Here is a 24,509-nt window from a genome sequence, read left to right as displayed (position 1 = left end):
GCTATCAGAGTAGTCGTTCGTACAGCGGCACGACGAGTGTCCAGAACAGGACGAAGAAGCCGCCAGCGGCGATCACGACGAGCCACAACCGATCGCCGGTGACGGTCCCGGTCGGCGGCCCGCTCGCGACGGCTGCGACGGTCGTGAGCAACAGGAGGAAACAGGTCAGAAAGCTCCCGAGCTCGATCGCTGTGGCGACCGGATGGGCTCGAAACCGTGCACCGATACCGGCGATCCCGCGCATGGCTCGAGGCTCGCGGTCGAATGAAATAAGATTCCCGGCCTTCGGTCGCAGGCTGGCACGGCCAGCGGTACGCTGCACTCGAGTCCGATTCGCCGCAACGGCTTCAGACCCGTTCGTCGATCGCGGCCGCGATCTCGTCGAGTTCGTCGTCCTCGAGGTCCGGCGTCTCGCCCGCGACGGCGTGAATCGGGCCGCCCCCGTCGCCGTCGAACCGCGGGACGATGTGGCAGTGAACGTGGGGCACCTCCTGGCCGGCGGCCTCGCCGTTGTTGAACGCCACGGTCGTCGCATCGGCGTCGACGGCGTCTTCGACCACCGGCACGAGGCGGTGGATCGTCGCGTACAGATCCGCGGCGACGTCATCGGGGACGTCGTTCAGCCGCTCGTACTCGTCTCTCGGGATCACGAGGGTGTGCCCCGGTGCGAGCGGATTGGCGTCGAGGAAGGCAAACGTGGTTTCGTCTTCGTACACGACCCGCGCGGGGATGTCGCCCGCGACGATCTGGCTGAATATCGTCGACATACGAGACGATGCGACGGCCTGGTCAAAGAACGTTGCCACCGCCGGCGATGGCGGGGTCGGCTCGAGCGACGACCCTCGCTCCGCTCGAGTCGCGGCGGTGCGTTTCGGGCAGTGGTTTCGCGCTCGGGCAGCGGCTTCACCACGACGCTCAGCCGTCGACCAGCGCATCGAGTTGCGTCCGCAGGTCCGCGCGGTACTCCTCGGGGTCGTATCCCAGTCGGCCGAGCCAGACGTCCTGGTAGGAAGGGTGCAGGATCGGCAACAGCCACGCTTCCAGGCGATCACACCACCTGGGCTCGAGTACCGTCTCCAGAAAGCCGTCGAGCGAGTCCTCCTCGAACGCCAGCACCGTCGTCGTCGCGTGCTTGCCCGTCGCGAGGATCACGGTGGGGTCGACTCGCTCGAGTTCGGTCAGCAGGTGCCCCCGGCAGGCCGACCGTTCCTCGGCGGTCGGTTCGCGATTCGTCGTCGGGTCGTCGGGGTCCGCGGGAAAGCACTTCACCGCGTTCGTGTAGAAGGCGTCGTCGCCGTAGCCCACCGCCTCGAGCAGTTCGCGAATGCGTCGGCCGGAGTGTCGCGAGGTGTAGGCCATGCCGGTCCAGTTGCCGCCGCGCCAGCGCTCGGCCTCCGGGTTGCCCCGGCCGGGAGCCTCGCCGACGACGAGCACCGAGGCCTCGAGCGGGCCGGTCCCCCAGGAGATACACTCGCGGTGGTCGACGAGGTGAGGGCAGCGCGCGCAGTCGGCCTCGAGGACGTGTCGTTCGGTCGGGAACGCGGGATCGGCGTCGGTCGGCGGCGTCGTGTCGGACACGTTCCGGTGGAGGGGTCGGTCGGGTTTAGGTGGCGCGTTTTTCGCTCGAGTTAAGCGGGCCAATCGAGACGACCGAGGCGTTCGAAGTGAGCGAGGTCCTCGAGCCGGCCGACGTAATCGAGACCGACGGCTGACTGACGTCTTCGCCTCGTTCTGGTGTAGCAGGGGGCCAGAAGCGAGAACGTCAGCCACCTATAACGAAAAACGCTCGCGCAGCCGCTCGAGCAGGGAGTCCTCCTCATCGAGGTCGTTCTCGTCGGGAACGACGCGCTCGTCCGGTTTGATGACCGTCCGACTCGTCTGGTTGTCGATCACGATGAGCCCGTCGTCCTTGAGCGTCGCGAGCGCCTCCTCGAGGTCGTCGATGCTGACGGCGACCTCGGCTCGAAGTTCGAAGACCGTCATCCCGTTCTCGGTGCGGTCGACGAGCGCGTCGAGCACGGCGACCTCCGTCGTTGACCGGTCCCGGAACTCCCGTTTCGCTCTCATCCGATCTGCCCTTCGTGACGCTGGGATTTGACGTTTGCCGTTGTCCCACTCGACGGCGGTTCTTGCAGTACGTTTTTTATGGCCTGGGTTGGAACGGTCTGACAATGGCCCTTCGATGTTCGCTGCTCGGGCACGACTTCGGCGAGACCGAGGTCGACCGCGAGCGCGAAGAACGGGGAAGCGAGGTCGTCGTCACCGTGACCGAGTACCAGCGGTGTCAGCGCTGTGGCGAGAAGACCGTCACCAGCGAGAACACCGAGGTGACCGCACTCGGTCCCGACGTCGCACGTTCCCCAGGCGAATCTACATCCGACCAGCCCCCGTCTCCCGGAACCGACGATGCAGCCGGCGCCGGTCTCGAGGACGGTGAATCGACCGAGGAAGTGGCAACGAGCGCGGGGGATCTCAGCGATACGGCCGAAGTCGAAGTTGAAGCCGAAGTCGAAGCCGGAACTGCAGACGAGACGACGGACGAGGACGGGGACGGAGACGCAAACGAAGACGACGGCCTCGAGATCCCCACCGACGAAAACGGCGACCCGATCACCGACGACGCCGAAATTCTAACCGAACCCGACACCGACGACGGCGACCGGGAACACGGCGAGTGGCCCGAGTCGGACGACGTCGGCCCACCGGTCGGTTCGGAGGCCGAACCGACCGCCTGGCCCGAGGAGGAAGGCGCCGACGGGGACGGGAACGACTCGTCAGTCGAGTCGAACGGTATCGAGACGACGTTCGTCGAGGAGGACGTGGGTGCGAGCGCGAACGCAGGCGCGAACACAAGCGAAACCGAGACCGAGAACGATGCCACTCGGGACGAACCGATCACCGACGACGCGGTGTTCGTCGACGCCGACCCGGAACCGTCGCCCCAGCAGTCGGAGTCCTACACCGGCATCGCCAGCGCACAGACCGCGCCCGACCCGAGCAAAGCCACGACACAGGGTGGCGCCAACACCGAGTTCTTCTGTCCGCAGTGTTCGTTCATCGCCCCCGGCGACCGCGGCTCCCTTCGCGCGGGCGACATCTGCCCCGAGTGTCGCAAGGGCTACCTCGGCGAGCGTAAGCGGTAAGCCGATTCCTTCGTCTCGTCCTTGATTTTGACATCGACTTCCCGGATTTCGGTCTCGACCTTGGTGCTCGAGTCGGTTCCATGAATGGAGTCCGCTCCGTGGCTCAAGCGCGTCCCAGCCCTCGAGAACCGAACACAACCTCTCTCGGCGATCCTCGAGCCTCAAGTCTTGACCCCCGAGCCCCGAGCCAGACGACCTAATCACGACCGCCCGCCGCCTGTGACGGACTCCCACCTCACAGCCGCTGGCGACGATGAAAAGAGGTAAACACTACCCCGTACATGGCTCTGCCATGAAGGAGTACAAGATGCGCCGCGGTGAACATCTCGAGGACCGAATCCCCGACATGAAAGCCACCGTCGAAGACTACTTCGGCTCGATCACGACCACCGAGGAGTTCAAGGGAAGCGACCTCTTCGTCGTCGAAGAACCCGACAATCCCGTCTTCGAGCGCATCACAGTCGGCACCGTCCAGTACTCCGGCAAAAAGGACAAACTCGCCGTCGACTTCGTCGAGCGTGACCCCACCGAACTCGGCCCCGACGAACTCGAGGCCGCCGGCGAGGCCGTCTCCGCGAAGAACGACTTCCTGCTCGAGGCCACCGGCCGCGACGCCAAGTCCCGACGCGAGTCGCTCAAGCGAGCCGTCGAGGACGATCCGGACCACGATTTCTAACCACCTTTTGCGCTGCGTTCTGGCTCACCGACGGTAGCTTTGCTACCGTACGGTTCGCCGTCACTCGGCAAAAGCTGGACCAAAAACACTCCTCCTTCCCCTGCGGGTCAGTCGTCGGTCCGCTCGCTCGGCGACGCCTCGCTCACGGTGCAATTACTGGGCCGCCACGGCGACTGACCGCCTGCCCTTCCCCGGCTCGCGACCACGGAACGGTGGTCTGGTAACGGGTCGTTGGCTCGTAGATCACTCGAGTCCGATCCATCCCGATTCACCGATCCTCGCGCCGTTTGTGGACCTCGAGCAGCCCGATTCCGTCGTCGCTCTCACGCACGTCGATCACGTCGCCGACGCGAACCTCGTCGAAGTCCTCGCTCACGATCGAGACCGAGCGACAGCCGCTCGCGGCGTCGGGGTCCTCGAGCGGCGCCGAATCGCAGACTCGAGCGCGGAGCCGAATCTCGGGGTACGTCGACTCGAGATCCTGGCGAAGGTCGCCCTCGAACGCCAGCGGCTCGTCGTCGGAAACAGTCCCCTCGAGGTCATCGTGAACGGTTTCGTAGGTCGGCCCTTCGGGGCCGTCGCGTCTGGTGAGGAGCGTGACCGTTCGACGCTCGCCCGTCTCGAGGTCGACCTCGACGCCCTCGATCGTCTTCTCCAGGACGACGACGCGTTCGGCGAGCCCGAGACGATAGAAACAGCCGGCGAGGGCGACGGTGGGGACGCAAGCGAGGAACGCGCGGCGGTTCACACCCGACTCTCGAGGGCGAATCGAGGTGTACTTTTCCCTCTCGTTGCGCTCACCGAGTCGAAATCACTATCCGCTCGCGGTCGAACCTGCGAGCGATGGACCTCCAGACGTTCCTCGCCGCGACCCTCAGCGCCCACGTGGGACTCACGATTTTCGTTACGATTCACGCGAAGTTCACGGACAGAGAGCTCGGGAAGTGGCCCTTCGTGACCCTCGCGCTCGGCCTCGCGGGGGTCGCCGGCTACTTCTTTTACGACGAGTCGCCCGAGGCCCGGATTTAGCGCTCCTCGACCGCACTCAGGCCAGGAACACGTGGCGCGGCCGCTCGGTCAAGATATCGCGGCCCCACTCGACGGTCTCGGCGAACGCATCGCTGCGGAAGAACGCCATCGCGTCCTCGCGGGCGTCCCAGCGGCTAGCGATGAACATGTCGTTCTCGTCCTCGAGATTCGCCAGTAGAGTAGTCTTCCGGTGACCGTCCATGTCCGCGAGGGCGTCGCCGACTTCCTCGAAGGTCCCGACGAAGTCCCCGCGGTGATCAGGCTCGACGGCGTAGAACATCCCCATCGTCCCCCAGGAGTCGCCCTCGTCGCCCGCCTGTCGGACGATTTCGGGGAGGTCCCCGAGGAAGCCGGCAGCCGTGTTCGCGGCGCGTTCGGTCTCCCAGAGGCTGACGACGGCGGCCTCATTCTCGTCGCCGCCGTCGCCTTCGGCGTCGTAGACGGCCGTCTTGACGTGACTGTCGTAGTGATCGAAGTTCGCCCGGAGGCCCTGAACTTCCTCGAAGAGGTCGTCGACGTCGGCGGCCGAGTAGAGCACCACTGCGTGGACGTCCTCGCCGTGGGGTTTCCCGGCGTAGACGCCGAGGTCCTCGAGTTCGTCACGGACGTTGCTGTCGTCTCCGTCGTCGCTCCCGTGTGCGTGATCGTGGCCGCTCGAGTCGCCGTGGTGGCCGCTCGATTTATCGTCGCCACCGTGGCCGTGGTGACCGCGGCTCGAGCCGTGGTCGTGTCCATGTCCGTGACTGTGCCCGTCTCCCTCGTCCACTTCCTGCGACACTCGCTCGCCTGACAGGAGCGCCCTCAGGTTCTCGGGGGCGAAACGTCGCCCGAAGCGGAACCGGCCGAACTCCCCGAAGCGCGAACTCGAGGGGTCGAACCGCATCTCGTAGAGCAGTCCCTTGATGTCGGCCGGGTCGTCCGCGAACAGCGTCACGCCCCACTCGTGATCGTCGAGGCCGACGCTCCCGGAGATGATCTGGGTGACGCGACCGGCGTACTTCCGACCGATGTCGCCGTGGCCGGACATGTACTCCGCGCGCTCGTCGAACGACAGGTCGTACCAGTTCCACTCGGCGTCGCGGCGCTTGTCCATCGGGTAAAACGAGACGTACTCGGCGTCGGGAATCTCGGGCTCGAGGCGGGACTCGATGTAGCGGGCGATGCCGGAGTCTGCCTCCCCGTCCTCCTCGAAGTACTCCTCGGACATGTAGCCCGAGACCTCCGTGACGGAGAGATAGGAGTCGGTGTGCTCGGTGAACTCGGCCAGAGCCGTCCCCTCGAACCGTCGCTCGAGGGCGTCGAGGTCGGCGATCGTCGGCCGGAGGTGAAGTACCATGAAGTCGGCCTCGTGGCCGATTACGGAGAAGACGGCCGAGCCGCCCTCCTCGGCGTCGACGTCGGTCAGGGACGTCGCACTCGAGAGGTAGTCGATGCCCTCCTCGAGTGCGCGTGCGCGTCGGCGTTCCGGGGCGTTTCGCCAGGCGTCCCAGTCGACCGACCGGAAGTCGTGCAGCACGTACCAGCCTTCCTCGGTCTGTGGCGGTCTGCGTCGGTCCATACGTGGGGCTTCGAGTGCAGCGGTGAATAACGAACGGTTTCCGATTCGTTGGGCCGTCTTTGCTATATCCGTTGTACCATAATACTATACGTTCTATAGCAATATCGGCGGACGAATCGGCGCAGAGACGGCGACTCGAGGCGGTCCGGAACTCGACGACTCGAACGAACTACTGCAACTCGATCGAACGCACGAACGACAGCGCGCGGATGTCGGTGATGACCTCGCCCGGCAGGTCCTCGTCGGTGACGAGGTGGAGGCGGGGTTCGTCGGTGAACTCCGGGTCCTCGCTGATCGTCTGGCGTATCGAGATGCCGTGGTCGGCCAAAATCCCCGTCACCGAGGCGACGATGCCTTCCTGTTCGGCGTCGGCGACCTCGACGGAGAGCACCGTCAGGTCGAGGACGGGTGCCAGATCCATCAGGCTCGGCACCTGCGAGATGTTCTGGAAGATCCGTCGCAACTCGGGGTCCTCCAGGATGACGTCCGTCGTCGAGTCGACGACGCGCCGGTCGACGTCGATTTCGCGAGCGATACCCGTGTTGGGGATCTCGATTCCGCCCGAGACGACCCGGCCCTCGTCGTTGACCGAGAAGCCCCGCTCCAGGAGGAGGCGGATGACCGCCTGCTGGCTCGGCGATCCCTCGAATTTCTCCATGATCTCGTCGAACATGCGTTTTCGCTGGCGGACAGTACGTGCGCCGTCGTATAATGGTAGGTGATCGGTCAGCGGTACCGTCCTCGTGCAACGGTAGCGTCCCCTCGAGCCCCGACAGCCACTCGATATCAGACATACGCCCAAAATTCCTACAGTGTACCAGACAAAAATTATTTATTCACCATCTTATGTGTGAGATCGAATGGATGCAAACAGGCGAACACTCCTGAAAGCGGCCGGCCTCTCGGTCGGCGGCGCGGCATCGCTCGCGGCGACCAGACGTCGGCACTCGCGGCCGAGGAGCCGGGCGATCGCTGGGTCGCGGCCGACTCGAGCAACTACTCGTGGGCGGACCGCGGCGTGAACGACATCAACTGGATCGTCGTGCACACGACGGTCGGGTCGTACTCGGGCGCGATCAGCTGGTTCCAGAACCCGGACGCGAACGTCTCTGCCCACTACGTGATCCGCAACTCGGACGGGCACACGACGAAGATGGTCGACGAGTCGAACGTCGCCTGGCACGCCAGCGGCTTCAACTCGAGCGCGATCGGCATCGAACACGAGTGGACCGAATCACAGGGGTACATTTCGGACACGATGTACCAGCAGTCGGCGGCCCTCATCGACTACCTGGCGGACACCTACGACATCCCGAGAAACTACTACACGTCGATGTCGGCGCCGTGTAACGCCAGCGGTGGCATCATCGAACACCGCCACGCGCCGACCAATAGCTACTGCTCGAGTTCGAACGCGACGGCCTGTCCAGGACCCGACTGGTCGGGGTCGCGACTGATGGACTTCGTGGGCGACGGCGGCGGCGGTGGTGACGGAAAATTCGAGATGGACCAGACCGTCTACACCACGGCCAACCTCAACGCTCGCGAACAGCCCGGCACCGACTCGACCATCGTCGCGACGATGCCCGAGGGGTCCGCCGGCCGGATCATGAATGGGCCCGAATCCGCCGACGGCTACACCTGGTGGGGGCTGCACTTCGAGGCGGACAACATCTGGGGCTGGTGTGCCGAGCCGTGGCTCGAGGTCTGATTCACGGCCACGTCCTCCCACGGCACTCGCGGCAATTACCTGCAGACGGCCCGACGCGGCTCGAGTGTCAATCTGGAAGCCGCCTCAGTTGTTAATCGCGGCCCCAAGTGCCCCAGCGACGGCGCTCTCGAGCGCCATCACGAGGGCGAGCACGACGGCGGCAAGGAATATTCCCGCGCCGGCCACGCTCGAGATGGCGGCCCCGGCGGGGCCGAGCGCGACGCCCGCGACGGCGACGAAGAGCCCCAGGATCACGCCGGCGATGATGCCCCCGAGCGATCCGGCGAGCAATCCGTGCCAGAACCCGGAACCGAGACCACCACCGGCGAGGTAGCCGGCGACGAACCCGCCGATCAGGCCGGCGGTTAGCTGGCCGAGGCCGGGGGCGACGACGCCGAAGACACTCAGGACGACGATCGTGAGGAATCCGATGCCAGCCGCATGCCAGTCGGTCATACCGGGAGTGAGGGGCTCGAGGCGCATATATCGTCCGCCGGAACCGACTGTTGATCCGCGAATTCGAGACCAACGGTGACAGCGGCGGGGGCGAACCGCTCGAGATTGCGTCGCTTCGAGCCCGGGAGCGACCCGTCGCGTATCGAACGACCTTTTACGCTCCCTGCCGCTAGTATGCGTATGATTTTCGAAGACCTTCCGACCACGCCCACGTCGGAAGAGCTGATCGACAAGGCGTTCTCCCGGGCTTCACGGGCCGGTCGGGCCCAGAAGGGGCTCGACGCCCAGCAGTCGATGCTCCAGACGGCGGCGAACATCCTCTCGGACAACCTCGAGAACGTCGTCACCTCCTGGCCGGACTTCGAGTACGACGTCCACCCGTTCTACGAGGAGCTGGCCGACGCTATCGTTGACGTCGACCGCCTTCGCCAGAGCCTCTCGGAGGTGATGTGGGCCAGCCGAAAGACCCGCGAGATCCACCAGGAGTACCAGCCGAAGCTGCGCAAGACGGACGTCGACACGGCCAGGAAGTACCGCAAGCAAGCGTTCGCCCGCCTGGCGGACATCGTCGAGCAGGTCGACGACGAACTGCGCTACATCAACGACTCGCGCAACGACCTGCGGGACCTGCCCGAGATCAACCCCGAGGAGCCAACCATCGTCGTCGCCGGCTACCCCAACGTCGGCAAGTCCTCGTTCGTCAACGCCGTCACCAACGCTCGCGGCGAGACCGCCGCCTACCCGTTCACGACGCGGGGGATCGGCCTGGGTCACTTCACCAGCGATCACATCCGCCATCAGATCGTCGACACGCCGGGGCTGCTCGACCGGCCGCCACAGGAGCGAAACGAGATCGAGTCCCAGGCCGTCAGCGCCCTCGAGCACCTCGGCGACTGCGTCCTCGTCTTCGTCGACGCCAGCGAAGAGTGTGGCTACCCGCTCGCGGACCAACTCGAGTTGCGCGACGCCATCGCCGACCAGTTCGCGGACCTGCCGGTGTTCACGGTCTGTAACAAGGCCGACCGCTCACGCGACGTCGAGGCCGACTTCTACATGAGTGTCGAGACCGGCGAGAACGTCGACGCGGTGCTCGAGGCCGCCGTCGACGCTATCGGATACGAACCGAAGTTGCCGTCTCGAGATCGCTGACTGGCTTTCCCTTCCCGCGTTCGCTCGTGTGCCTCGAGTGACGCCGGTTGTTGATGCGACACAGGTTGCTGGATCGACGCCGGTTGTTGATGCGACACAGGTTGCTGGATCGACGCCGGTTGTTGATGCGACACGGGTTGCTGAAGCGACGTCGTCTCATCTTCGTCGAGTCCCGTCTCGTCGCCGTCGGCCGCCTCTTCGTCACTGTCGTTTTGCGGACCGATGGAGATGAGGTCGACGTATCGGACGTCGACCGCGACGGGGTCGTCGGTCTGTGCCGAGATGCGTTCCTCGAGGTCGGTCGCGATCTCGAGCGGGGCGTCCTGGGGCGGGCCGCCGATGGTGACGATCACCCGTTCGGGCCCGCGGAAGGGGAAGTCGTCGGTGAGTTCGATCTCGAGGGCGATGAGTTCGTAGGCCGCGTACTGCTCTTGCTCGAGCAGTTCCTCGGTTTCGGTGCGGGCGTCGTCCTCGAAGGTGGCCGTTGTGAAGTTCGAGTAGGTGATCCCACCCAGAAACGTCGAGAAGATAAGGACGACGACGATCAGGCCAACGACCTGTTTGCGAACGCGGCGCTCGGCGAGGCCTCGATCGAAGAGCCGTTCGGGTCGGTAGCCAGCGTACCAGAGGGTGAGGAGTCCGGCGAGGTTCACCGAGAGGACGTTCACGAGGACGAGGACGGTCGAGCCGACGGCGGCCATCGGTTCGCCCCAGGCGATGGCGATGCCGGCCGCGGCCGCCGGCGGGATGAGGGCGGCGGCGATCATGACCCCGACGAGGGCCACGGAGATGCCCGTCGTGATGCTCACCACGCCGGCGACGCCGGCCCCGAGCGCGACGGCCAGCGAGAGCAGGTCCGGGGTGAGGCGCTCTTCGATTTCGCCGACGCCGCTGATGGCGAGTCCCGGAGGCACGATGTTCCCCAGCCTGACGAGCCAGGCGAAGACCGCCGCCGCGACGATCGCCAGGGTGACTCCGAGAAGCTGGTACTTGACGCTCTTGGTGAGCAGTTCCTCGTCGTTGATCACGGAGCCGACGCTCGCACCCAGGGCGGGCCCGATCAGCGGCGCGATCACCATCGAGCCGACGACGACGGCCGCCGAGTCGAGGAGGAGCCCCGCCGTGGCAACGATGGTGCTGACGACCGTCATCACGACGAATACGTCGAGCGGCGGCGTCAGTTCGGCGGCCTCGGTCCGTAGCTCCTGTCTCGAGATGCGCTCGGACTCGACGTCCCCGGCGTCGTTCTCGTCCTGGAGCGCGTCGAACTCCTCGGAAATGACCGTCTCGGCGTCCACGACGACCGTGTAGGCGTCCTCGCCGATGCCACGGGCGCGTAGCGTATCGAGCGTCGATTCGACCATCCCCGTCGGCAGCGGAATGTAGACGAGCGCCTCGTGGCCGCGGCCGCTGGTTTCGTCCGTGATGACGTAGGGGAGGTCGTCCTCGTCGAGGGCCTTGCGGACGGCCTCGAGTTTTCCCTCCGGAACCGATAGCTGGACGAGTCGCACAGGTGACGCTCAACGGCCGGTCGAATAACCGCTTTGCAAGCGGGTGGCGGTCAATAGCGCTGCAGGCGGCGAAGGCCGTCACCTCTCGGACTCGATCCGGACGACCAACGTCTGCGTATCCCAGCCCGCGTCGACGGTCACCAGCACCGATTCGGAGACGTCGGTCTCGTTGGCCAGCGGGCTAAAGTCGAGTACGGTGGCGTTCTCGCCATTCGAGTCCGTCGTCCCCGTGGTGCGTTCGAACGTGACGTTTTCGTTCGCGGAGTCGTTCAGCGAGTAGGTCACGTCGACGCCTTCCTCGAGGGGATCGGTTCCCATCGTCAGCGTCAGGGTCTCCTCGCTGGTGTTGACGACGCACTCGTCGGCCGAACACGTCGCTGGCGGCTGGCTGTCGAGCCAGAAGACGACGCGGTGGGCGAACTCGAGCGTTTCCCGCGCCTCGTCGAGGGAGACGGCGACGCGGTGATCGCCACGCTCGAGCGGACGGTCGATCGTCACTTCGAGGACCGTCCCCTCGCGCCAGCGGTCGCCGTCGACGACCCTGGTTTCCGGTGCGGTGACGTACTCGCCGTCGAGGACGACCTCGAGGTCGTCGGGCTCGAGGGTCTTCCCGCCGACGTTCTTGACGTAGATCGTGGTCGTTCCGTTCCCGTCGTAAGTCGCGCCCGATTCGGGATCGTTGACGATCGTCAGTTCGGTCTCCAGGACGGCGCGCTCGCGTTCGCTCTCGTCTTCGAGGGCGTCCGCGTAGAGCCCGGATTCGGTGACGAGCACGCCGACGGCGAGGGTGGCGACGCTCACGACCGCGATGAAGAGGACGAGGTGGACGAGGGCGGTGCGAGCCATGATCTCGGGACCGTGCCGGGGCTGGTCGTCCGCGGCGTTCGCTCGAGAAGCCGAGCGCGACGGGGTTAATCCTACCGGCCGGTCTCGGGCCTCATTTTTGTCGATCTGACGACCACGGAAGCGCCCGGCCGCCACCCCCGGCGGCGGCACGGACGACCCCCACTCGCGGCACGCACGACCCCGACGCGGTTCCTCACCTTTTTTGAGCGAACGCGCCGTCTCTCGAGACGTATGTACAAACACGTCGCGTTGCTGGTCCGGAAGGACGACCTCAGCCACGAGGAGTTCGTCGACTACTGGCAGAACGAGCATACCCCGATCGCCCGCGACATCGAGGGCGTCGTCCGCTACCAGACCGTTCTCCCCACCGAACCCGAACACGCCGAGTTCGACGGCCTCGCCGAACTCTACTTCGAGACGCTCGAGGACCTCCACGACGCGCTGGGCAGTTCCGGCTCCCGGGACTACGACCCGACGAAGGAGGTCGCCGTCGAGGCCCGCGCGGACGTGGACAACTTCCTCGACCTCGAGGGTCGCCCCCGCTTCATCGGCGAGGAGATCGTTCAGAAGGACGAGACCGACGGCGACACGACGGGGCTGTACAAGCACTCGGCGTTCCTCGTCCGCCAGGAAGGGATGAGCCACGAGGAGTTCGTCGACCACTGGCAGAACGAGCATACCCCGATCGCCCGCGACATCGAGGGCGTCGTCCGCTACGCGACCGTTCTCCCCGCCGACCCCGAGAACGCGGAGTTCGACGGCATCGCGGAACTCTATTTCGAGGAACTCGAGGCACTCTACGACGCCCTCGGGAGCGAGGATTCGCGCGACTACGATCCCGACCGCGGAAAGGCGAAGGAGGCCCGCGAGGACGTGGACAACTTCCTCGCCATCGAGGAACGCCCGCGATTCATCGGCCAGGAGACGCTGCAGGTCGACCGGACGGACGGAGACTGACGGATGACCAATTCCGACCCGGAGTCTGGCGGGGGCTCCGAATCCGAGTACGAATCGCAGGTCCGCGAGGCCTTCCCCGAACTCGAGGCCATCGCGGACGACACCCTCCGTGAGCAGGTCGTCGAGGCCTGGACTCTGGCGCTCGAGCGCGGGGGCTGGCAGGATATCCACGACGTCCCCTACGCCTGGAACATCCACGAGGTCGACAACGTCGAGCACGTCCGCGGGACGACGAAAGTCGCCCTCGAGTCCGCCGAAATCCAGCGCGAGTTCCACGGCGCCGACCCCGACGAGGACGTCCTGGTCGCGGCCTGTCTGCTCCACGACGTGGGCAAGTGTTACGAGTACGTCGACTTCGTCGACGACGACCTGGTCGACCCCGATCCGACCTACTGCAGCGAGGAGATTCCCCACTCGATTTCGGGGTACGCGCTGGCTCACGAGGTCGGCTGTCCGCTCGCAGTCCAGCGGGCGATCCCCCACTTCCTCGGGGAGGTGCCGACCCGGACGCTCGAGGCGGAACTGGTCAAGAGCGCCAACTCGGCGAGTTCGAACGCGATCACCCAGGCGACGATGGGGATCACGCTGAAGGAGTGGGTGGCGGAGTACTCCCAGACGACGGAGTAGGCGCTCGGGTGGTCTCCACCGTTTACCAGTGCAGCCACGGCTGAACTCGCTGCCGGACGAACTCGCGGTCGAACGAGTGCCCGCTGCGGAACGAACGCTTGCTGGCGAACGAACGCCTGCTGCCGCAACCGATGCGTACTCGTGGCTGGCCCGCCGAGGGTCGGAAAATGGCTCGAGTCGGGGCGGTGCTGTCGCGATCCTCGCTGGCGGGGCTCGCCCGCTACGACGCACTCGTCCTGACCGCCCTGATCTGGTTTCTCGCGAAGTTCCTCCGGTACGCCTTCCCGCCTCTGTTCGACGCCTTCCAGGCGAGCTACGGGGTCTCGAACGCCGTCCTCGGCACCGCGTTCACCGGCTTCATGCTCGTCTACGCCGCCATGCAGTTCCCCTCGGGCGTGCTCGCCGACCGAATCGGCGCTGTGACGGTGATCGTCGGCGGCGTCGTCCTCGCTTCTGCCGGGGCGCTCGTCCTGGTCGTCGACTCCCCCTTCGTCGTGCTCGTGGGCGCGATGCTCGTCATGGGGGCCGGAACCGGCGCGCACAAGACCGTCGCCGTCCGCCTGCTGTCGCGGGCCTACCCGGAGCGGACGGGTCGCGCGCTGGGCTTTCTCGACACGCTCGGCACCTACGCGGGCGTCGTGGCCCCGACCGCGGTCGTCCTCGCCGCGGGGCTGTCCCTCGCGGTCCCCGGCTGGCGACTCCTCTTTCTCGTCGCCGGCGCGGTCGGACTCGTCCTGGGGGCGCTCTTTCTCGTTCGGGTGCCGAAGCGGTTGCCGGGGGCTGCTCGAGGCGTCGACTCGAGTTCCGGCGATTTTCGAACGGACGCCTCGAGTTCACCGTCTGACCCCGGCCTCCGCCGATACGCGAGCCTGTTTCGCGACCGTCGATTCACCGCGTTCGTCCTCGCGACGATCTGTTTCTCGTTCACCTACAACGGCCTCGTCGCGTTCGCCCCGCTGTACCTGACGAACGAGGCCGGCCTTGAGTCGGCTACGGCGAACCTCCTCTACGGCGCCCTGTTCGCCGTCAGCGTCGTTCAGCTCGCGAGCGGCGAACTCAGCGACCGGGTCGGCACGCTGCCGGTAATCGTCGCCGCGCTGGCGCTGGCCACGGCTGCCACGGTCGCGTTCGTTGCGCTCACGGGAACCGGATCCGCGCTCGCGCTGGGTATTGCGCTCGTCGGGATCGGCCTGGGATCCCACGGCTTTCGGCCCGTCCGCGGGGCCTACCTCGTACAGACGATTCCCGACTCGATCGCCGGCGGCAGCCTCGGCGTCGTCCGAACGTTGCTAATGGGCGCGGGTGCGGTCGCCCCTGCCGTCGTCGGCGTCCTCTCTGAAACCGCTGGTTTCCGACCGGCGTTCTGGCTCCTCGCGGGGACCGTCGCCGTCGCGACGCTCGTCTGCGCTGGTCTGCTCGCGACCGAGTGACGAGTGCTCGAACGACTGAGTGACCAAGTGAGCGACCGAAATGACCGAGTAGCCTTTTCAGTTCGGTCGGTGTAACGAACCTGATGACCGACTCGCCGCCGAACGTCCTGTTCGTCCTCACCGACCAGGAACGGTACGACTGCACGGCACCCGACGGCCCGACGGGCGAGACGCCGTCGTTCGCCCGCCTCTCGAGCGACGGCGTCCGGTTCTCTCACGCCGTGACGCCGATCAGCATCTGCACGAGCGCCCGCTCGTCCCTGCTGACGGGGTTGTTTCCCCACGCCCACGGCATGCTCAACAACTCCCACGAGGCGGACGCGATCCAGGCGAACCTCCCGCCCGGGTTGCCGACGTTCTCGGAGCTGCTCGCCCAGAGCGGCTACGACCTGACCTACACCGGCAAGTGGCACGTCGGACGCGACCAGACGCCCGAGGACTTCGGCTTCGAGTACCTGGGCGGCAGCGACGTCCATCACGACGACATCGACGAGGCGTTCCGCGAGTACCGTGAGCGCCGCGGCACCCCCGTCGAGGAGACCGACCTCGAGGATGAGACTTACACCGCAGGCGGGTCCGAGTCTGGGACGCTCGTCGCAGCGAAAACGCCAATCGAGGTCGAGGACACGCGGGCGTACTTCCTCGCCGAGCGAACGATCGAGGCGCTCGAGGCACACGCCGACGGTCGCTCTTCCGACAGCGAATCCCCATTCTTCCACCGCGCCGACTTCTACGGCCCCCACCACCCCTACGTCGTCCCCGAACCCTACGCCTCGATGTACGACCCCGAGGCCCTCGAGCCTTGGGACACCTACGCCGAGACCTACGCGGGCAAACCGGCGGTCCACGAGCAATTCCTGCACTACCGGGGCGTCGAGGACTTCGACTGGGACACCTGGGCCGAGGCCGTCGCGAAGTACTTCGGCTTCGTGACGCTCATCGACCACCAGGCCGGACGGATCCTCGAGGCGCTCGAGGACCTCGGCTTCGACGAGGAGACGGTAGTGGTCCACGCCTCCGACCACGGCGACTTCACGGGATCGCACCGCCAGTTCAACAAGGGGCCGCTGATGTACGACGAGACCTACCGCATCCCGCTGCAGGTTCGCTGGCCGGGCGTCACCGACCCCGGGACGACCCGCGACGAACCGGTTCACCTCCACGACCTGGCGGCGACGTTCCTCGAGATCGGCGGTGTGGCGGTTCCGGAATCGTTCCACTCCCGGAGCCTCGTCCCGTTACTCGCTGGCGAGAACCCGGCGTGGCCCGACTCGACGTTCTCGCAGTACCACGGCGAGGAGTTCGGCCTCTACACCCAGCGGATGGTCCGCACGCGCGAGCACAAGTTCGTCTACAACGGCCCGGATCGGAACGAACTGTACGACCTCGAGGCCGACCCCGCCGAACTCCAGAACCTCGTGGACCATCCCGCCTACGCCGACGTTCGCGACGAGATGGCCGATCGACTCGTGGACTGGATGGAGCGAACCGAGGATCCGAACCGCAAGTGGGTGCCGGATACGTTTCGCCGGTAACGGCGCTCGCGACGGATAGCAGTCGGCGCAACCGTCGGCGATACCTGCGGTCTCAGAGTGGCACAATCGCGAGCGCTACGGAGCCGAGGACGGCCGCGTACAGCGGAATCGTCAGGTTGTCGTCGACGACGAACTCGCGAACGCGGATGGTGATCCCGTCGGCGATCGTTGCCCCGAGGGCAGCGGCGACGGCGACCAGTGGCGTCTCAAGGAAGAACGGCAGGGCCAGTAGAGTGCTGACGACGAACATCGTGACGAGCGTCTTGCGGTCCTTGAATCGCGTGAGGGTGTCCGCGGAGACGTAGCCCGCGATTGGGTCGCCGATGGCGAGCATCAACATCGCCGGCAGGGCGATGTCCTCGGGGAAGAGGAGGACGACGATCGTCATGCTCACCATGTAGTAGCCGTAGCCCGCAAACTGATTTTGCTCGTACTCGCGGGTGAGTTTGTCGTAGAGCCACCACTCGAGGCCCACGTGCAGGCGCAGGAGCTCGAGGACGACGGCACCGAGTGCGAGAACCACCATCAGGACCTGAAACCGGGGCCACGTTAGCCCAAGCTCGAGGGCGCCCGCGAGAAGATAGAGCGCGACGAGTCCCGACCCGCTGGCGTGGACGAGCCGTCGCTTGAGTTCATCGGCCATCCCGTGGGTGCTCACCGGCCGGCGTATTTAGTACGTCGATTACGACACGTTCTCACCGCTGGGAGTCACGAAGGATCAGCGGCCCGATGGCGAGCGTTCGCTTTGCCACCGTCGTGATGCGGAGGATGTACGCCAGCAAGAGGAAGAACGGGACGAGGGTGAACGTGAACGCGCCGGCGACGAGCCAGAGCAGGTTCTGCACGCCCAGGGTCGTCCCAACGACCGTCGTCGCGTCGACGTACGTCACCATCATGCCGCTGACGAGCAACGCCGGCACGCTCGCGTAGAAGATCAGCCGCGAGAGGTTGATCAGGTCCCACTGGAAGTACAGCGTCTTGACGTGCTCGCGAGCGGGGCCGAACATCGCGAGCGACTGGCGAAGATCCTGGAGGGCGGTTCGCTGCTCCTCGTCGAGCACGTCGGCGTACTCGTCCTCGAGGCGCTGCGTCTGAAAGACCTTCCAGCCGTAGTTGAAGTCGAGGGCGGCGTGGACGACGTCGAACGTGCCGAATCGGGCACCATCGAGCTTGTCGGTGACCGTGTCGGCGTTTCCCAGGACGCTCGAGGTGAATTCGTCGAATTCCTCGGCAGCGGCCTCGTTCGACAACCCCTCGGTGGCATCCTCGAGCGCGAGCGCGCGAGTGCGGGCAGCATTGACGAGCACCCGAAGGAACGCCGACGGATCGGCCGGGGCCGGTTCGTCGACCAGTTCGCTGACGTAGCCGCGGAAATCCATCGCCATGCTCATGCGTTGTTGTTGATCGCCGAGCGGACCGTTCTCCTGGGAGAGGATGAGTTGTCCGATCGTCACGACCAGCGTCGCGATGGTGATGTCCGCCGTGATCATCGTCGCGAACACCCAGGCGATGACGTTTCGATTTCGCAGGAGCGTGGACAGCCCCGGTTCGAAAACGGTCCCGAGCGAGAACAGGACGAAAAACGACACTGTCAGGACTGCCGTGACGACGAGACGATTGGCGCCGACGAGCAGCCAGAGTTTGAGCCGACTTTCGTCGGCGCGTTCGCGCATCGTGTCGGCGGTGCTGACCTGGTCGTCAGTCATCGTCGTCACCGGAGCGCCGTCGTTTGAAGACAAGGTACTTCGTGCCGCCCTCGGCGTAATCGATCGTATCGACGAACTCCCACCCCTTGCTACCGAACTCGTTGAGCATGTCTTTCGGATCGGCGGCTTCGCGCATGGTCGCCTCTCGAGGCGGCCTGACCGTCTCGTACTCCCACGTCGCGTCCGAATCCGTCGCCATGCCACCAATATCCACGAATTCGGACAAAACGGTTGGCCTTGCGCCCGGTATCTTCCGGCTTTCGCCGACTGCTGTGAGCCGGATTCCGACGACTGTTGTGAGTTCCGTTCGCCTCAAACGGCTTCCAGCACGGCGTCCAGTCCGTCCCATTCGCGCTCGAGCAGGCCGTAGCGCTCGACGTCGACGTAGTCGCCGTGGGCGAACTGTGCCTCGCGGGCGGTCCCCTCGTGGACGAATCCGAGGCGCTCACACAGACGCCGAGAGGCGCCGTTCGGTGCCATCGCAGTCGCCGACACGCGGTGCAGACGAAGTTCCCGGAAGCCGTACTCGAGGAGGTGGGCGCTGGCCTCGAGGGCATAACCGTTCCCCCAGGCTTTCGGGTGGAACCAGACGCCGAAGTTGGCGTAGCCGTCGCGCTCGATCAGCGGCGAGAGCGCGACGGAGCCGACGGGGTCGCCCGCGAACTCGCCGGTCGTCGGCACGGCGAGTAGCGTCGGATCGGCGTCGACGTCGCGGTCCCACAGTTCTTCGCGGTAGCGCTCCTCGCTGTAGGGCGTTCTGAAGGCGCTGATGTACCGGCGTACCTTCGGGTGGTTCACCCCCTCCTGGAGGAAGGTAACGTCCGATTCTTTGGGCGGTCGTAACTCGATCCGATCGGTGCTGATGAACGTCGGTGGTGACATCTGTGTGGATCGATCGCTGCGGTGGCGGTTGGCTCACGAGACGAGGTCACTGGGTGGGTACAGTCGACGGGCGTCGAGCGGGTCGAAAACGGCCTCAACGGGGGAAAACGGTCATCGGTCAGCTCTACCGTTGGACTCGAGGGATCGCGAGTTAAGTGCTGTGGTGAACGGAGACGGAGCGCCAGCCCTGGTCGAGCCTACGCGAGATCCTCGAATTCGACGTCGCCGGCCCGCAGCGCCGACAGCGCCTCCGGAAGGTCGTCGATGGCCAGTCGCGTCTGGGTCGTCGAGTCCCGTTCTCGAACCGTCACGGTGTCGTCCTCCAGACTCTCGTAGTCCACCGTGACGCAGAACGGGGTACCGACCTCATCCTGGCGGCGGTAGCGCCGGCCGATGTTACCCGAGTCGTCGTAGGTGACCGAGAGGCCCTCGGCGCGCAGGGCCGCGGCGATCTCGTCGGCCGTCGCCTCGAGGTCGTCGTCGCTCTGCAGCGGGAAGACGCCGACGAAGGTCGGGGCGATTTCGGGCTCGAGGGCGAGGTAAGTCCGGTCCTCGCCGTCGACCTCGTCCTCGGCGTAGGCGTGGTGGAGCACGGTGTAGAGCAGCCGGTCGACGCCGAAGGAGGGCTCGATGACGTGTGGGGTGACGTGCTCGCCCGCGATGGTTTCGTCCTCGACGGCGAAGCCCGTCTTCTCGACGGGAATTTCGTGACTCTTGCCCTCGAGGTCGACCTCCACGACGTCGCCGGAGAAGGCCTCGCGGTCGCGTTCGGCCAGCGACTCCAGGGCGTCGGCGACTGCGCCGGCGTCGCCGCCGAATTCCGGACCCAGGTAGCTCATGTCGGGGTCGACGCTCGCGCGTTCGACGGTCTGGGGTTCGTCGTACTGTCGGAAGACGGTGAAGCGCTCGCCCGAGCCCTCGGCGTGCTTCGAGAGGTCGTAGTCGCCCCGGTCGGAGAAACCGGCGAGTTCGATCCAGTTGCCGTCGATGAGGCCCTCGGCGTCCCAGCAGTCGCTCGCGTAGTGCGATCGCTCACCGGCGAGGTGCTGGCGGAACCGGAAGCGATCCATGTCGACGCCGACGGCAGCGTACCACTCGCGGGCGACGCCCAGGTAGTAGGCGATCCACGGGCTGGCGATGATCCCCTCCTCGGCGGCTTCGCCGATGGTCGTCTCGAGGATCTCGCCGTCCTCGTTCTGTTGTTCGGTCGCCGGGTACAGCCGGACGGGCACGTCTTCGACCGGCGAGAGGTCCGGGTCGTCACCCTCGGGATCGACGAATAACTCGAGTTCGGCCTGGGTGAACTCCCGGGTGCGGATGATCGAGCGCCGGGGGCTGATCTCGTTGCGGTAGGCGCGGCCGATCTGGGTGACGCCGAAGGGAAGCGTGTTGCGCGCGTACTCCTTGAGTCGCGGGAACTCGACGAAGATGCCCTGTGCGGTCTCGGGGCGGAGATAGCCCGGCTGGGAGTCGCCGGGACCGATGTTCGTCGCGAACATGAGGTTGAAGTCGTCGATGGCCTGGCCGGCCAGGCCGGCGCCACAGGACGGGCAGACGAGTTCGTACTCGGCGACGATCTCCTCGACTTCAGGGATCGGGAGGCTCTCGGCGTCCTCGTACTCGGTGTTGTCCTCGACGACGTGGTCGGCGCGGTGACTCTCGCCGCACTCGGGGCACTCGACTAGCATGTCGTCGAAGGTGTCGAGGTGGCCCGAGGACTCGAAGACGGGTTCGGGCATGATCGTCGGCGCGTCGATCTCCATGTTGCCCTCCTCGACGGCGAATCGACCCCGCCAGGCGTCCTCGAGATTGCCCTTCAGCGCGGCACCCTGCGGACCGAACGTGTAGAATCCGCCGACGCCGCCGTAGACGTCTGAAGACTGGAAGAAGTAGCCGCGGCGCTTGGCGAGTTCGGTCAGTTTCTGGCTCGTAGCCTCGTCGCTCATACTCGTCTCGAGCCCCGCCGGACAAAAGTCACTTTCGAGGCTGCGTCACGGGTTCACAGTCGATTCCTCGGCGGAGCGACTCGAACAACTCGCGCAACTCGAGGAACGAACGTGTGGTTGGTTGCCTGTAGCTCGCCGAACCAGAGGCTGTCGACGGGGGCTCAGTCGTACAGCGACCGCACGAGGTCGATGTCCCGGACGATACCGACGAGGTCGTCGCCGGTGACCATCGGAATCTGCTCGATGTCGTTGCTGATCATCAGCTGGGCGGCCCCCTCGACGGATTTCGACCGCGAGACGGTCACCACGTCCTCGGTCATGAACTCGCTGACCGGACTGGTCGGCAATTCGATGTCGCGGGTGGGAAGCGACCGACTGCCGACGCCCTTGATTCCCTCCCAGGAGTAGTCGGCATCCTGGTCTGGGAAGTTGTTGCCCGTCTCCTCCTCGCCCTCGACGATTCGAGCCACGTCGATGACGTCGACCTCGGTGATGACGCCGCTCATCCGCCCGTCGTCGTCGAGGACGACCGCGTACGGGGCGTTCGCGTAGTGGAGTTCGCGCTCCGCGACGGGGAGCGGAACGTCCTCGTAGGTCGTGTTCACGCTCCGGGCGGCGTAGTCGCCGACTTCGGCGTCGGTCTCGGCCGCCCCCCTTGCGATCGCGTGGACGACGTCGGTAACCGTGACGATCCCCTCGAACTCGCCATCCACGACGGGAACGCGCCGCGCACCTTCCTCGACCATCACCTTCGCGACCGCCTCGAGGCTCGTGTCCGCCGTCGTCGTCGGCACGTCCTCCATCAGCATGACGAGCTGGTCCTCGTCGGGCTGTTCGATCAGCGTCTCTCGAGAGACGAGTCCGCGGTACTCGGCCGTGCCGTCGTCCGACTGGACGACCGGTACGGAGGAAAACGCCCGCTCCTGAAAGTACTCGAGCACGTCGGTTCGGGTTCCCGGTAGCGAGACGGAGACCACGTCGTCGCGGACCGTCATCGCGTCGGCTACGTTCATACCACCTGGGTACGGCCAAAATCGGTATAAAGGCAGTGCTTCTCTCCCTCCTCTCGTGACGGGCGTTCGGATTCGACCCTCGTCGACCACATCCGACGAGTTTATATTCGCGTGCAAGTGAACTACTCGCATGGTGGCGAATAACATCCATGGTGCAGCCGTGTCGGACGACACGGTTCTCGGTTCGATCGACTCCGACGGACGCCGCGACGAGTACGTGATCGCGGACATCTCCGTCGACGATGCGTGGCTCTCGATGCGAGCGGACGACGCGCCGACGCTCTCGACCTGGCGATAGCCTCGGCGTCTGCGTCCTCCTCGATTCGACGATTCAACCGTTCGACCCTTCGCCAGCGCTATCGACGCGCAGCGATGTCGTCCGCGTGCGCCTCGAGCAACCGCCCAAACGCCGTCGCTTCGCGTGTCTCCTGCGAGTCTCGGTCGGCGTCGTCCCGAAGGCGTTCCTTGAGTACCCGGAGGGTACCGGCCGGATGTGTCGCGATCGACGCTGCGACTGCCTGCGGATCGGACTCGATTCGCGACAGCAGTCCCATCCGGAGGGCCTCCTTGGCCTCGAGCACCCGCCCCGTACACGCGACGTCGAGCGCGTTCCCCTCGCCGACGATCCGCGGCAGGCGAACCGTCCCACCCCAGGCGCCGAACAGACCAAACGTGACCCCTGGCTCGCCGAGCGTCGCCCCCGGCGTCCCCACGCGGACGTCGCAGGCCAGCGCCAGCTCGAGTCCCCCGCCCCTGGCCGACCCGTCGATCCCGGCGACGGTGACGGCCTCCGCGGTCTCGAGTTCGCGCGCGACCCGCTGGCCCAATTGGGCGAACGCCTCGGCCCCCTCGCGATCCAGGTCGGCGACGGTGTCCAGGTCGGCGCCAGCACAGAAGGCCGGCCCCGCTCCCTCGAGGTAGATCACTGGTTCTTGCGCGGTGCGCACGACTTCCTCGAGGGCCTCGAGACCGTCGACCGTGAGTGCGTTTCGCGCGGCCGGGCGGTTCAATCGAATCGTCCGAACCGATCCGTTCGATCGACTGTCGATCATGCCACTCGTCGGTGGCACCTTTCCAAAGGTCTTTGCCTGCTCCGCCGTAACCATGCGATGATGGATCGGGTCGATACCTGCCGAGGAGCCGCTCGCGACGCGCTCGCGGACGTCGAACCGGCAGCGCTGCACGACTTTCTCACCGACACCCTCGAGACGGCCTCGATGACACCCGGCGTGTTGACGCTCGCGTCCGCGTCCGTCCTCGAGCGCGCGGCGTCGCGACCGGCGGACGACCGGGACTCGAGCGGTGGGAAGCACGAGCGAAGCGACGGCAACGCCGAAACGAACGGCGAAACCGCGAGCAGGGAGAGTCCGGGAGCACCCGAGACCGAGGACCGATCGGCCGCCAAATTGGTATACGGCGAATCCGGCAACTCCCTCGAGGGAATCGCCCACCACGCCGCCGGCGTCCAGCTCATCTACGAGGGCCTGCGGCTGACCCGGGCGCTCGCCCACGACGAACCCTGGGCCGAAACCACGGGCGACACCCGCGCCGACCTCGAAATCCTCGCCGCCGACATTCTCGTCGCCCGGGGCTTCTACCTCCTCGCTCGCACCGATGCCGCCGACACCGCCGTCCGAACCGTCCGCCGCTTCGGTCGCGACCAGACTACCCGCGCGGACGCCGACGAGACGGACGCGGCCGCCCTGGACGCCAACCTCGAACAGGACGTTCTCGAACTCGCGGTCCGGACGGGTGCGACGGCTGCCGACGCCGACCCGACGCCCGAACTGCTCGCGGTTGCCACCGACGTCGCCGACGTCGCCGACGCCACCGCTACCACCGACACCGGTCTCGCGTTCCCGCCGGCTGCAGAGTGCCTCCCGGACCTCGAGGCGCTCGAGGTCGGTTTCGATAGTGAAGGTGCAAGCGAGGACACGGATGAAGACGCAAGCGAAGACAATCGCGAACACGGACGCGACCTCGAGCGACCGCCGGTCGAAACGGAGATTCCGACCGACCGTGTGACGTCCACTGGAGACCACTGAGCGATTCGTTTGCGTCCTCTGTCACCCCGACACACACTCAGGGGGGAATCGAAACCCATAAAGACGACTCCGGTCAACCAACGCATGCCTGCCTGGGTAGCTTAGCGGTAAAGCGCGTCCTTGGTAAGGACGAGAGCCCGGGTTCAAATCCCGGCCTAGGCTTGATACGATTCTTGAGTGCTGTCCGAGAGTTCATCTATGGCGTCGCCCTTCGGGCATTTATCAGACCCACAAGAGGACTATTTCACGATTGAAACGGTTGCTCGACGTGAAAGTTACGGTTAGTAGG

General features: G+C 65.9%; 27 protein-coding genes, 1 tRNA gene and 1 pseudogene. 12 read left to right on the top strand and 17 right to left on the bottom strand.

Going from position 1 to position 24,509, the window contains the following annotated elements; translation table 11 throughout:
• Positions 1-4: 4 nt before the first annotated feature.
• From NGM29_RS00955 to NGM29_RS00940, 4 genes are all read right to left on the bottom strand, one after another.
• Positions 5-244 (bottom strand): hypothetical protein, encoded by a 240-nt coding sequence (locus NGM29_RS00955; protein ID WP_254158401.1) that lies wholly within the window; start codon positions 242-244, stop codon positions 5-7.
• A gap of 103 nt (positions 245-347) precedes the next feature.
• Entirely contained in the window at positions 348-767 is a 420-nt protein-coding gene (locus NGM29_RS00950; RefSeq protein WP_254158400.1) for an HIT family protein, read from the bottom strand.
• Between the two features lie 148 nt (positions 768-915).
• Positions 916-1,578 carry a uracil-DNA glycosylase gene (locus NGM29_RS00945; RefSeq protein ID WP_254158399.1) on the bottom strand — a complete coding sequence of 221 codons (663 nt, stop codon included), beginning with the start codon at positions 1,576-1,578 and terminating at the stop codon, positions 916-918.
• Between the two features lie 192 nt (positions 1,579-1,770).
• Positions 1,771-2,067 (bottom strand): DUF6432 family protein, encoded by a 297-nt coding sequence (locus NGM29_RS00940; RefSeq protein ID WP_254158398.1) that lies wholly within the window; start codon positions 2,065-2,067, stop codon positions 1,771-1,773.
• A 104-nt stretch (positions 2,068-2,171) separates the two neighbouring features.
• Here NGM29_RS00940 and NGM29_RS00935 point away from each other — a divergent pair, with 104 nt between their 5' ends.
• Together NGM29_RS00935 and NGM29_RS00930 are read left to right on the top strand one after the other, a co-directional pair.
• Positions 2,172-3,143 carry a DUF7093 family protein gene (locus NGM29_RS00935; RefSeq protein ID WP_254158397.1) on the top strand — a complete coding sequence of 324 codons (972 nt, stop codon included), beginning with the start codon at positions 2,172-2,174 and terminating at the stop codon, positions 3,141-3,143.
• 292 nt (positions 3,144-3,435) lie between these two features.
• The gene (locus NGM29_RS00930; protein WP_254158396.1) at positions 3,436-3,819 is read left to right on the top strand and encodes a DUF5611 family protein; all 384 of its coding nucleotides are present in this window, start codon (positions 3,436-3,438) and stop codon (positions 3,817-3,819) included.
• A 268-nt stretch (positions 3,820-4,087) separates the two neighbouring features.
• Here the strand turns inward: NGM29_RS00930 and NGM29_RS00925 are convergent, their stop codons facing one another.
• Positions 4,088-4,567, bottom strand: coding sequence for a hypothetical protein (locus NGM29_RS00925; RefSeq protein ID WP_254158395.1), 480 nt, complete (start codon positions 4,565-4,567; stop codon positions 4,088-4,090).
• Between the two features lie 95 nt (positions 4,568-4,662).
• Between NGM29_RS00925 and NGM29_RS00920 the strand changes: the two genes are divergently transcribed.
• Positions 4,663-4,848: a hypothetical protein gene (locus NGM29_RS00920; protein WP_254158394.1), complete on the top strand. Its 186-nt coding sequence runs from the start codon at positions 4,663-4,665 to the stop codon at positions 4,846-4,848.
• Positions 4,849-4,864: 16 nt separating this feature from the next.
• Here NGM29_RS00920 and NGM29_RS00915 read toward each other — a convergent pair whose 3' ends face one another.
• Together NGM29_RS00915 and trpY are read right to left on the bottom strand one after the other, a co-directional pair.
• Positions 4,865-6,406, bottom strand: coding sequence for a heme-binding protein (locus NGM29_RS00915; protein ID WP_254158393.1), 1,542 nt, complete (start codon positions 6,404-6,406; stop codon positions 4,865-4,867).
• 169 nt (positions 6,407-6,575) lie between these two features.
• Positions 6,576-7,079, bottom strand: a complete 504-nt coding sequence (gene trpY / locus NGM29_RS00910; protein ID WP_254158392.1) for a TrpY family transcription regulator — start codon at positions 7,077-7,079, stop codon at positions 6,576-6,578.
• 177 nt (positions 7,080-7,256) lie between these two features.
• Between trpY and NGM29_RS00905 the strand changes: the two genes are divergently transcribed.
• Positions 7,257-8,117, top strand: a complete 861-nt coding sequence (locus tag NGM29_RS00905; protein ID WP_254158391.1) for an N-acetylmuramoyl-L-alanine amidase — start codon at positions 7,257-7,259, stop codon at positions 8,115-8,117.
• Positions 8,118-8,201: 84 nt separating this feature from the next.
• On the opposite strand, the gene NGM29_RS00900 is transcribed toward NGM29_RS00905, so the two are convergent.
• On the bottom strand, positions 8,202-8,573 hold the full coding sequence (locus NGM29_RS00900) for a DUF5518 domain-containing protein (RefSeq protein WP_254158390.1): 372 nt from the start codon (positions 8,571-8,573) through the stop codon (positions 8,202-8,204).
• A 180-nt stretch (positions 8,574-8,753) separates the two neighbouring features.
• On the opposite strand from NGM29_RS00900, the gene NGM29_RS00895 reads away from it, so the two are divergent.
• Positions 8,754-9,722: an NOG1 family protein gene (locus NGM29_RS00895; RefSeq protein ID WP_254158389.1), complete on the top strand. Its 969-nt coding sequence runs from the start codon at positions 8,754-8,756 to the stop codon at positions 9,720-9,722.
• A gap of 227 nt (positions 9,723-9,949) precedes the next feature.
• On the opposite strand, the pseudogene NGM29_RS00890 reads toward NGM29_RS00895, so the two are convergent.
• A pseudogene (locus NGM29_RS00890) lies at positions 9,950-11,233 on the bottom strand (TIGR00341 family protein); the annotation flags it as partial.
• A gap of 78 nt (positions 11,234-11,311) precedes the next feature.
• On the bottom strand, positions 11,312-12,079 hold the full coding sequence (arlG, locus tag NGM29_RS00885) for an archaellum stator protein ArlG (RefSeq protein WP_254158388.1): 768 nt from the start codon (positions 12,077-12,079) through the stop codon (positions 11,312-11,314).
• A gap of 231 nt (positions 12,080-12,310) precedes the next feature.
• Between arlG and NGM29_RS00880 the strand changes: the two genes are divergently transcribed.
• The 4 genes from NGM29_RS00880 to NGM29_RS00865 all read left to right on the top strand — a co-directional run bounded on the left by NGM29_RS00880 (position 12,311) and on the right by NGM29_RS00865 (position 16,628).
• Entirely contained in the window at positions 12,311-13,036 is a 726-nt protein-coding gene (locus tag NGM29_RS00880) for an EthD domain-containing protein (RefSeq protein ID WP_254158387.1), read from the top strand.
• Between the two features lie 3 nt (positions 13,037-13,039).
• On the top strand, positions 13,040-13,663 hold the full coding sequence (locus NGM29_RS00875) for an HD domain-containing protein (protein ID WP_254158386.1): 624 nt from the start codon (positions 13,040-13,042) through the stop codon (positions 13,661-13,663).
• A 167-nt stretch (positions 13,664-13,830) separates the two neighbouring features.
• Positions 13,831-15,093 (top strand): MFS transporter, encoded by a 1,263-nt coding sequence (locus NGM29_RS00870; protein ID WP_254158385.1) that lies wholly within the window; start codon positions 13,831-13,833, stop codon positions 15,091-15,093.
• A gap of 83 nt (positions 15,094-15,176) precedes the next feature.
• Positions 15,177-16,628, top strand: a complete 1,452-nt coding sequence (locus NGM29_RS00865; RefSeq protein ID WP_254158384.1) for a sulfatase family protein — start codon at positions 15,177-15,179, stop codon at positions 16,626-16,628.
• Positions 16,629-16,680: 52 nt separating this feature from the next.
• Here NGM29_RS00865 and NGM29_RS00860 read toward each other — a convergent pair whose 3' ends face one another.
• The 6 genes from NGM29_RS00860 to NGM29_RS00835 form a co-directional block, all read right to left on the bottom strand.
• A complete protein-coding gene (locus tag NGM29_RS00860; protein WP_254160661.1) occupies positions 16,681-17,271 on the bottom strand; it encodes a diacylglycerol/polyprenol kinase family protein in 591 nt (196 codons plus the stop codon).
• Positions 17,272-17,323: 52 nt separating this feature from the next.
• Positions 17,324-18,334: a DUF7972 family membrane protein gene (locus tag NGM29_RS00855; RefSeq protein WP_254158383.1), complete on the bottom strand. Its 1,011-nt coding sequence runs from the start codon at positions 18,332-18,334 to the stop codon at positions 17,324-17,326.
• Entirely contained in the window at positions 18,327-18,533 is a 207-nt protein-coding gene (gene sp36 / locus NGM29_RS00850; protein ID WP_254158382.1) for a Sp36 family protein, read from the bottom strand. The genes NGM29_RS00855 and sp36 overlap by 8 nt, the downstream gene beginning before the upstream one ends.
• A 113-nt stretch (positions 18,534-18,646) precedes the next feature.
• On the bottom strand, positions 18,647-19,216 hold the full coding sequence (locus NGM29_RS00845) for a GNAT family N-acetyltransferase (protein ID WP_254158381.1): 570 nt from the start codon (positions 19,214-19,216) through the stop codon (positions 18,647-18,649).
• A gap of 197 nt (positions 19,217-19,413) precedes the next feature.
• Positions 19,414-21,162, bottom strand: a complete 1,749-nt coding sequence (gene glyS, locus NGM29_RS00840; RefSeq protein ID WP_254158380.1) for a glycine--tRNA ligase — start codon at positions 21,160-21,162, stop codon at positions 19,414-19,416.
• Positions 21,163-21,323: 161 nt separating this feature from the next.
• Positions 21,324-22,175 (bottom strand): CBS domain-containing protein, encoded by an 852-nt coding sequence (locus NGM29_RS00835; protein ID WP_254158379.1) that lies wholly within the window; start codon positions 22,173-22,175, stop codon positions 21,324-21,326.
• Between the two features lie 130 nt (positions 22,176-22,305).
• Between NGM29_RS00835 and NGM29_RS00830 the strand changes: the two genes are divergently transcribed.
• Positions 22,306-22,473 (top strand): DUF7556 family protein, encoded by a 168-nt coding sequence (locus NGM29_RS00830; protein ID WP_254158378.1) that lies wholly within the window; start codon positions 22,306-22,308, stop codon positions 22,471-22,473.
• Positions 22,474-22,531: 58 nt separating this feature from the next.
• Here the strand turns inward: NGM29_RS00830 and NGM29_RS00825 are convergent, their stop codons facing one another.
• Positions 22,532-23,227, bottom strand: coding sequence for an enoyl-CoA hydratase/isomerase family protein (locus tag NGM29_RS00825; RefSeq protein ID WP_254158377.1), 696 nt, complete (start codon positions 23,225-23,227; stop codon positions 22,532-22,534).
• Positions 23,228-23,287: 60 nt separating this feature from the next.
• Here NGM29_RS00825 and NGM29_RS00820 point away from each other — a divergent pair, with 60 nt between their 5' ends.
• A complete protein-coding gene (locus NGM29_RS00820; RefSeq protein WP_254158376.1) occupies positions 23,288-24,220 on the top strand; it encodes a DUF7114 family protein in 933 nt (310 codons plus the stop codon).
• Between the two features lie 90 nt (positions 24,221-24,310).
• A tRNA-Thr gene (locus NGM29_RS00815) sits at positions 24,311-24,382 on the top strand.
• Positions 24,383-24,509: the final 127 nt, after the last annotated feature.

The sequence above is a fragment of the Natronosalvus rutilus genome (assembly GCF_024204665.1).
Taxonomy (GTDB): Archaea; Halobacteriota; Halobacteria; order Halobacteriales; family Natrialbaceae; genus Natronosalvus; species Natronosalvus rutilus.
Note: the sequence above shows the minus strand (reverse complement) of the source record. Positions and strands in the feature narration are given on the sequence as shown.

Bases quoted from the DNA above. Each gene is read 5' to 3' on its own strand.
- NGM29_RS00955 (WP_254158401.1), bottom strand. From the start codon at position 244: ATGCGCGGGATCGCCGGTATCGGTGCACGGTTTCGAGCCCATCCGGTC.
- NGM29_RS00950 (WP_254158400.1), bottom strand. From the start codon at position 767: ATGTCGACGATATTCAGCCAGATCGTCGCGGGCGACATCCCCGCGCGG.
- NGM29_RS00940 (WP_254158398.1), bottom strand. From the start codon at position 2,067: ATGAGAGCGAAACGGGAGTTCCGGGACCGGTCAACGACGGAGGTCGCC.
- NGM29_RS00935 (WP_254158397.1), top strand. From the start codon at position 2,172: ATGGCCCTTCGATGTTCGCTGCTCGGGCACGACTTCGGCGAGACCGAG.
- NGM29_RS00930 (WP_254158396.1), top strand. From the start codon at position 3,436: ATGAAGGAGTACAAGATGCGCCGCGGTGAACATCTCGAGGACCGAATC.
- NGM29_RS00920 (WP_254158394.1), top strand. From the start codon at position 4,663: ATGGACCTCCAGACGTTCCTCGCCGCGACCCTCAGCGCCCACGTGGGA.
- NGM29_RS00915 (WP_254158393.1), bottom strand. From the start codon at position 6,406: ATGGACCGACGCAGACCGCCACAGACCGAGGAAGGCTGGTACGTGCTG.
- trpY (WP_254158392.1), bottom strand. From the start codon at position 7,079: ATGTTCGACGAGATCATGGAGAAATTCGAGGGATCGCCGAGCCAGCAG.
- NGM29_RS00900 (WP_254158390.1), bottom strand. From the start codon at position 8,573: ATGACCGACTGGCATGCGGCTGGCATCGGATTCCTCACGATCGTCGTC.
- NGM29_RS00895 (WP_254158389.1), top strand. From the start codon at position 8,754: ATGATTTTCGAAGACCTTCCGACCACGCCCACGTCGGAAGAGCTGATC.
- arlG (WP_254158388.1), bottom strand. From the start codon at position 12,079: ATGGCTCGCACCGCCCTCGTCCACCTCGTCCTCTTCATCGCGGTCGTG.
- NGM29_RS00880 (WP_254158387.1), top strand. From the start codon at position 12,311: ATGTACAAACACGTCGCGTTGCTGGTCCGGAAGGACGACCTCAGCCAC.
- NGM29_RS00875 (WP_254158386.1), top strand. From the start codon at position 13,040: ATGACCAATTCCGACCCGGAGTCTGGCGGGGGCTCCGAATCCGAGTAC.
- NGM29_RS00870 (WP_254158385.1), top strand. From the start codon at position 13,831: ATGGCTCGAGTCGGGGCGGTGCTGTCGCGATCCTCGCTGGCGGGGCTC.
- NGM29_RS00865 (WP_254158384.1), top strand. From the start codon at position 15,177: ATGACCGACTCGCCGCCGAACGTCCTGTTCGTCCTCACCGACCAGGAA.
- NGM29_RS00860 (WP_254160661.1), bottom strand. From the start codon at position 17,271: ATGGCCGATGAACTCAAGCGACGGCTCGTCCACGCCAGCGGGTCGGGA.
- NGM29_RS00855 (WP_254158383.1), bottom strand. From the start codon at position 18,334: ATGACTGACGACCAGGTCAGCACCGCCGACACGATGCGCGAACGCGCC.
- sp36 (WP_254158382.1), bottom strand. From the start codon at position 18,533: ATGGCGACGGATTCGGACGCGACGTGGGAGTACGAGACGGTCAGGCCG.
- NGM29_RS00845 (WP_254158381.1), bottom strand. From the start codon at position 19,216: ATGTCACCACCGACGTTCATCAGCACCGATCGGATCGAGTTACGACCG.
- glyS (WP_254158380.1), bottom strand. From the start codon at position 21,162: ATGAGCGACGAGGCTACGAGCCAGAAACTGACCGAACTCGCCAAGCGC.
- NGM29_RS00835 (WP_254158379.1), bottom strand. From the start codon at position 22,175: ATGAACGTAGCCGACGCGATGACGGTCCGCGACGACGTGGTCTCCGTC.
- NGM29_RS00830 (WP_254158378.1), top strand. From the start codon at position 22,306: ATGGTGGCGAATAACATCCATGGTGCAGCCGTGTCGGACGACACGGTT.
- NGM29_RS00825 (WP_254158377.1), bottom strand. From the start codon at position 23,227: ATGATCGACAGTCGATCGAACGGATCGGTTCGGACGATTCGATTGAAC.
- NGM29_RS00820 (WP_254158376.1), top strand. From the start codon at position 23,288: ATGGATCGGGTCGATACCTGCCGAGGAGCCGCTCGCGACGCGCTCGCG.